Below are 6,719 nucleotides of genomic sequence, written 5' to 3'. Positions count from 1 at the left end.
GCGGCTCAGCCGGTACAGCGTGGCGAAGGCGTAATCGGGGACCGCGCTGCCGGCGCCGGCGATCAGTTCGCCGCCGCGGCGCACGTTGTCCGCCATGAAGGCGGGAAGCCGCTGATGATAAGGGTTACGGGCCACCTCGCCGACGTGGCGGGCCAGCGCCTGGATCAGCCGCGCGGTGTCCGTGACGGAGGTCTCGACCATCCAGTTCGGCGCCGCCTGGGTGCTCCAGAACTCCGTCTGCGCGACCACGGTCTCGATGCCCGAGGCGGCCAGCGCCTCCATCACCAGCCGGTGGGTGCCGATGTGGCTGCTGTTGCCGTCGTGCTCGTGCGGCAGCAGGATCAGGGCCGGGCGCCGCTCGCGCAGCAGCTCGGCCACGGCCTGCACCTGTTCGGCCCACAGCTCGGGGCGGCGCTCGGCGGTGTCGGCCTTGGTCTCCTCGAAGCCTTCCTCGCGCAGCCGGATATTGGCCCAGCCCAGCACCGCGCAGGCGGCTTCCAGCTCGGCCCAGCGCTCGGCGCGGCGGGCCTTGTTGCTGCCCAGGGTGACCGCCACGTTGGTGACCTGCCAGCCGGCTTCGCGCTGCAGGCGCAGCGGCAGGGCGCCGATGATGCATTCGTCGTCGGGATGCGGGGCGAAGATCAGGCAAGTCTTGCCATCGGCGGATGCGGGCAGGGCGGAAGGCACGGCCGGCGCGCCCAGCAGTTCGGCGAAGCGGGCCACCCAGGCCTGCCAGCGGGCCAGGTCTTCGGTGTCGGTCAGCGGGTGGTCGGGTGTCAGGGTCGGGGGAAGCATCGGGGAATCGTAGGTCAAGGGGCCGAAGGCGGTCCGGCCAAGGCCATAACTTCTTGTTGGGTTTCTATGCCGTGGCAAGCACCACGCCAGCCAGCGCTAGCGTGTAGGCCAGGCCCTGCTGCCAGCTCATCGCCTCGCCCAGCAGCAGGCCCACCAGGCCGGTGGCGATGGGCAGGAAGACCATGAACACGCCGGCCCGGGCGGCCGGCACGCGCTTGAGCCCGGTCATCCAGAGCCAGACCGTCAGCATGCTCGCCGCGCCGGCATAGAACAGCAGCAGGCCCCAGATCGGCAGCGAGGGTGCGCTGAAGTCGAAGCTGAAGGACTGCCAGAGCGCCAGCGGGGCGACCAGCACCAGGCCCCAGAGGTTGATCAGCGCGCTGATGCGCTTCGGCGCCAGGTGGGCGGTCAGCTTCTTGCCGATCACCACATAGCTGGCCTCGCAGAAGACGGCGCCGATCAGCAGTGCCGCGCCCAGCGGCGTGGTGCTGCCGGCGTCCGCTTTGCCCAGGGCGACCAGCGCGATGCCGGCCACGCCCAGCGCGATGCCCAGCAGCACCCGCGGCGCGATGCGCTCGCCCAGCAGCAGCCGGCTCAGCAGCGCCACGGCCGCCGGGATGCCGGCCATGATCACGCCGGCCGCGACGGCCGAGCAAGACCTGACCCCGAACAGCAGGCAGATCGAGAACAGGAAGTTGCCGAGGAAGGACTCGACGAAGAGCAGCCACCGGGAGCGCGCGTCCAGCGGCGGCTCGTCCGCGGCGGGCTTGAGCCAGTGCAGCATCATCAGCGCCGCCAGGCCGAAGCGCAGGCCCGCCAGCAGGAAGACCGGGAAGACGATCACCAGCAGCTTGGACAGGCCCAGGTAGCTGCCGACGATGGTGGTGCTCAGCGCGAGGCAGGCGTAGGCGAGCCAGGGAGTGGGGGACGAGGACATAGGCCGGGCATCATAGGGAAAGGACTGATTTGCATTAGTTACGACGGCGTTACGGTCGATGCACAAGAACAAAGGAGACAGCCATCGGTCCGACCCCCGCCCCGATGCTGGAGGTGCGTGAGCTGAGCGTGCGCTTCGGCGGCATCACGGCCCTGGACCGGGTGTCCTTCGCTGCGCCGGCCGGGCGCATCGTCGGGCTGATCGGGCCCAACGGCGCGGGCAAGACGACGCTGTTCAACTGCCTGTCGCGCCTGTACCGCTGCGACGAGGGCGACATCCTCTTCGAGGGCCGCTCGCTGCTGCGCACGCCCGCCCAGGGCATCGCCGCCTTGGGCATCGCCCGGACCTTCCAGAACCTGGCGCTGTTCCGCACGATGAGCGTGCGGCAGAACATCCTGCTGGGCGCGCACAGCCGCAGCAGCGGCGGCTTCCTCGCGGCGGCGCTGCGGCTGCCGCGCATGCGGGCGCAGGAGCGGCGGCTCGGCGAGCAGGCGGACGAGATCGTCGAGTTGCTGGACCTGCAGGCCGTGGCGCAGAGGCGGGTGATGGACTTGCCCTTCGGCACGCTCAAGCGCGTTGAGCTGGGCCGTGCGCTGGCCAGCAGGCCGAAGCTGCTGCTGCTGGACGAGCCGGCCGGCGGGCTCAACCACGAGGAGGTGGGCGCGCTGATGGAACTGCTGCGCGGCATCCGCGAGCGGCTCTCGCTGACGCTGCTGCTGGTGGAGCACCACATGAGCCTGGTGATGCGCATCTCCGACCAGGTGGTGGCCCTGGACTTCGGCCGCAAGATTGCCGACGGCACGCCGGACGAGGTGCGGCATAACGCCGATCTTGTGCGGGCCTATCTGGGGGCCAGCGCATGAGCGGCGGCGCTGCAGCTCTGCTGGAAGTGCGCGGCCTGCAGGCCCGCTACGGCGCCACGCAGGTGCTGCACGGGCTGGACTTCGCCGTCGAGGCCGGCGGCGTCACCGCGATCCTCGGCGCCAACGGCGCCGGCAAGACCACCACGCTGCGCGCCGTCTGCGGCATGCTCAGGCGCACCCGCGGCGAGGTCGTCTTCGACGGCCGGCGCATCGAGGCGATGGCGACGGAATCCATCGTCCGCCTGGGCCTGGCCCATGTGCCCGATGGCCGCGGCACCTTCGTCAACCTCAGCGTCGAGGAGAACCTGCGGCTGGGCGCCTACACACGCAAGGACGGCAAGGCCCGGGTGGCGCAGGACTACGAGCGCATATTCAGTTATTTCCCCAGGCTGAAGGAGCGCCGCCGCCAGCAGGCCGGCACGCTCTCGGGCGGCGAGCAGCAGATGCTGGCCGTGTCGCGCGCGCTGATGCTGCGGCCGCGCCTGCTGCTGCTGGACGAACCGTCCTTCGGCCTGGCCCCGCTGATCGTGCAGGAGCTGTTCGACATCCTGGCCGACATCAACAGGCGCGAGGGCATGGGCATGCTGCTGGTCGAGCAGAACGCCGCGCTGGCGCTGAAGCTGGCCCGCCGGGCCTACCTGCTGGAGACGGGGCGCGTCGTGATGGCCGGCACGGCGGAGCAGGTCGGCTCCGATGAGGCGGTGCGCCGCGCCTACCTGGGCTATTGATGATGGGCAACGTCCTGCTCCACCAGTTCTTCTCCGGCCTTGCCACCGGCGGCATCTACGCCAGCGTGGCCCTGGCCCTGGTGATGATCTACCAGGCCACCCACCTGGTGAACTTCGCGCAGGGCGAGCTGGCGATGTTCGCCACCTACATCTGCTGGAGCCTGCTGCAGGCGGGCGTGCCGTACTGGGGCGCCTTCGCGCTGACGGCGGCTGGCGCCTTCCTGCTCGGCGTGCTGATCGAGCGGCTGATCGTGCGGCTGGTGGAGGACGCGCCGATCCTCTCGCTGGTGATCGTCTTCATCGGCCTGCTGGTGATCTTCAACAGCCTGGCCGGCTGGATCTTCAGCTACACGATCAAGCCCTTTCCGAGCCCCTTCCCGGCGCAGCCGCTGTTCGGCAACTCCTATGTGTCCTCACACGAGCTGGGCTCGATCGCGATCACGCTGGTGGTGCTGGCCCTGCTGTTCGTGTTCTTCCGCTTCACGCCGCTGGGGCTGGCGATGCGGGCGGCGGCGCAGAACCCGGTCTCCAGCCGCCTGGTGGGCATCCGCGTGGGCTGGATGCTGGCGCTGGGCTGGGGCCTGGCCGGGGCGATCGGCGCGGTGGCCGGGATGATGGTGGCGCCCACCGTGTTCCTGGAGCCGAACATGATGTCGGGCATCCTGCTCTACGCCTTCGCCGCGGCGCTGCTGGGCGGCATCGACAGCCCCGGCGGCGCGGTGCTGGGCGGCTTCATCGTCGGCGTGCTGGAGAACCTGGTCGGCGCGCTGCTGGGCACCGAGCTGAAGCTGACGGTGGCGCTGGTGCTGATCGTCGGGGTGCTGGTGGTGCGGCCGGCGGGCTTGTTCGGCAAGGTCCACGTCACGAGGGTATGACGATGAACAGACGCCTCGTCCTGCTGCTGGCCCTGATCGCCCTGGCCTGCGCGCTGCCCTTCATGCTCGCCAACTACCGCGTGTTCCAGCTGACGCTGGCCCTGGTCTATGCGATCGCGCTGCTGGGCCTGAACATGCTCACCGGCTACAACGGCCAGATCTCGCTGGGCCACGGCGCCTTCTATGCGATCGGCGCCTACACCGCCGCGATCCTGATGGACAAGGCCGGCATGCACTACGCGCTGACGGTGCCGATCGCCGGCCTCGTGTGCGGCATCGCGGGCTTCCTGTTCGGCCTGCCGGCGCTGCGGCTGGAGGGCCTGTACCTCTCGCTGGCCACCTTCGCGCTGGGCGTGGTGATGCCGCAGTTGCTCAAGTACAAGGCGCTCGAGCACTGGACCGGCGGGGCCATGGGCATCACGATCGACAAGCCGAATCCGCCCGACTGGCTGCTGGCGGCCGGCGTGGAACTGAGCCAGGACCAGTGGCTGTACTTCGTCGTGCTGGCCTGGCTGCTCCTGCTGTTCTGGCTCGGCGCCAATCTGCTGGACGGCCGCATCGGCCGCGCAATGGTGGCCATCCGCGACCAGCCGATCGCCGCGCGCGCGATGGGCGTGGACACGGCCCGGGTGAAGACGATGACCTTCGGCGTGTCCGCCCTGTACACCGGCATCGCTGGGGCGCTGGGTGCCATCGTCGTGCAGTTCGTGGCGCCTGATTCCTTCAGCGTGTTCCTGTCGATCACGCTGCTGGTGGGCATCGTCGTCGGCGGGCTTGCGTCGATCCCGGGCGCGATCTACGGGGCGCTGTTCATCCAGTTCGTGCCGAACCTCGCCGACCAGATCTCCAAGGCCGCGCCCTGGGCGATCTACGGCGTGATGCTGATCGTGTTCATGGTCCTGATGCCCGGCGGCGTGGCCGGGCTCGTTCGCGCCGCGCTGGCGCGCTTTCACCGCTAGGAGGGAAGCATGAAGATCACCCGCAGAAGCTGCCTCGTTGCCGCGCTGGCACCGATCGTCACGGGCGCGGGCGCGCAGGGCAAGAAGTACGGCCCCGGCGCCAGCGACACCGAGATCAAGCTCGGCCAGACCATGCCCTACAGCGGGCCGGCCTCCGCCTACGGCACGATCGGCAAGCTGCACCAGGCCTACTTCAAGATGCTCAACGAGCAGGGCGGCATCAATGGCCGCAAGATCAACCTGATCAGCCTGGACGACGGCTACAGCCCGCCCAAGACGGTGGAGCAGGTGCGCAAGCTGGTCGAGCAGGAAGAGGTGCTGGCCCTGTTCCAGACCCTGGGCACGGCGGCCAACAGCGCCATCCACAAGTACGTCAACGCGAAGAAGGTGCCGCACCTGCTGCTGGCCACCGGCGCCACCAAGTGGGCCGACCCGAAGAACTATCCATGGACGCTGGGCTTCAACCTCAGCTACCAGGCCGAGGGCCAGATCTACGCCCGCTACCTGCTGAAGAACAAGCCAGGCGCGAAGATCGCGATCCTCTACCAGAACGACGATTTCGGGAAGGACGTGCTCAAGGGCGTCAAGGACGGCCTGGGCGCGGCCGGAGCGAAGATGATCGTGGCGGAGGCCAGCTACGAGGTGACCGATCCGACGGTGGACTCGCAGGTGCTCTCGCTGCAGGGCTCGGGCGCCGACACCTTCATCAACATCGCCACGCCCAAGTTCTCCGCCCAGGCGATCCGCAAGGCCTGGGACTCGGGCTGGAAGCCGCTGCAGATCGTCAACAACGTGGGCGCTTCGGTCGGCTCGGTGCTGACGCCTGCCGGCCTGGACAAGTCGGTGGGCCTGCTGACGCTGCAGTACTTCAAGGATCCCAACGACCCGCAATGGAAGGACGACCCCAGCATGCTGGAATGGCGCGCCTTCATGGGCCGCTACTACCGCGAGGGCGACCCGAAGGACGCGTCCAACCTCTATGCCTACCTCACGGCGCAGACGCTGGTCCACATCCTCAAGGCCTGCGGCAACGACCTGACGCGCGAGAACCTGATGAAACAGGCCGCCAGCATCAAGGCGCTGAAGCTGCCGCTGCTGCTGCCGGGCATGAGCCTGAACACGACGCCGACCGACTACTTCCTCGTCAAGCAGGGGCAGCTTGCACGATTCACCGGCGTGCAGTGGCAAGGCTTCGGCGACGTGCTCTCGACCTCACCCTAGAATCCCGCGCTTCGCCACCCCGAGCCCCTCCCGGATGAGCCTGCGCCTGAAACTGATCCTGGCCCTGATGCTGACCGGCCTGGCCTCCGTCGCCCTGGTCGGAGGCACCGCCTATCTGCAGCTTCAGCGCAAGTTCGAGTCGCTGCCTGCGCGGCATGCCAGCGAGCATTTCCGCGGGCGGGTTGCCGCTTACATCGAGCGTTATGGGACGCTGTCGGGGCCGGGCTTCCAGGCCTTCATGCAGCAGCGGCCGGGGCGGGGCGAGGAGCCGCCGCCGCCGCGCGAAGGCGCCGAGGACCGGCCACCGCCGCCGCCCCGCGAGGGTGGTGAAGGGTCTGGGG

7 protein-coding genes and 1 pseudogene are annotated in these 6,719 nt (G+C 69.2%); 6 read left to right on the top strand and 2 right to left on the bottom strand.

All coding sequences use genetic code 11. The annotated features are described in order from the left end of the window. Both B0W88_RS28495 and B0W88_RS28490 read right to left on the bottom strand, forming a co-directional pair. The coding region (locus B0W88_RS28495) for a PIG-L deacetylase family protein (RefSeq protein WP_144007034.1) at positions 1-795 on the bottom strand (795 nt) is incomplete at its 3' end. A 64-nt stretch (positions 796-859) separates the two neighbouring features. Continuing rightward, a complete protein-coding gene (locus tag B0W88_RS28490) occupies positions 860-1,732 on the bottom strand; it encodes a DMT family transporter (protein WP_077037928.1) in 873 nt (290 codons plus the stop codon). A 104-nt stretch (positions 1,733-1,836) separates the two neighbouring features. Here B0W88_RS28490 and B0W88_RS28485 point away from each other — a divergent pair, with 104 nt between their 5' ends. The 6 genes and pseudogenes from B0W88_RS28485 to B0W88_RS28460 all read left to right on the top strand — a co-directional run. After that, on the top strand, positions 1,837-2,595 hold the full coding sequence (locus tag B0W88_RS28485) for an ABC transporter ATP-binding protein (protein WP_077037927.1): 759 nt from the start codon (positions 1,837-1,839) through the stop codon (positions 2,593-2,595). Beyond that, positions 2,592-3,323: an ABC transporter ATP-binding protein gene (locus B0W88_RS28480; protein ID WP_077037926.1), complete on the top strand. Its 732-nt coding sequence runs from the start codon at positions 2,592-2,594 to the stop codon at positions 3,321-3,323. Before B0W88_RS28485 ends, B0W88_RS28480 begins: the two co-directional genes overlap by 4 nt. Further along, positions 3,323-4,198: a branched-chain amino acid ABC transporter permease gene (locus B0W88_RS28475; RefSeq protein ID WP_233151879.1), complete on the top strand. Its 876-nt coding sequence runs from the start codon at positions 3,323-3,325 to the stop codon at positions 4,196-4,198. Before B0W88_RS28480 ends, B0W88_RS28475 begins: the two co-directional genes overlap by 1 nt. A gap of 2 nt (positions 4,199-4,200) precedes the next feature. Further along, the gene (locus tag B0W88_RS28470; RefSeq protein WP_233151878.1) at positions 4,201-5,157 is read left to right on the top strand and encodes a branched-chain amino acid ABC transporter permease; all 957 of its coding nucleotides are present in this window, start codon (positions 4,201-4,203) and stop codon (positions 5,155-5,157) included. A gap of 9 nt (positions 5,158-5,166) precedes the next feature. Then, positions 5,167-6,378, top strand: coding sequence for an ABC transporter substrate-binding protein (locus B0W88_RS28465; protein ID WP_077037924.1), 1,212 nt, complete (start codon positions 5,167-5,169; stop codon positions 6,376-6,378). A 34-nt stretch (positions 6,379-6,412) separates the two neighbouring features. Next, positions 6,413-6,719 (top strand): annotated as a pseudogene (locus B0W88_RS28460) (GGDEF domain-containing protein); the annotation flags it as partial.

The organism is Pelomonas sp. KK5 (assembly GCF_001984095.1).
Lineage (GTDB): Bacteria > Pseudomonadota > Gammaproteobacteria > Burkholderiales > Burkholderiaceae_C > KK5.
Note: the sequence above shows the minus strand (reverse complement) of the source record. Positions and strands in the feature narration are given on the sequence as shown.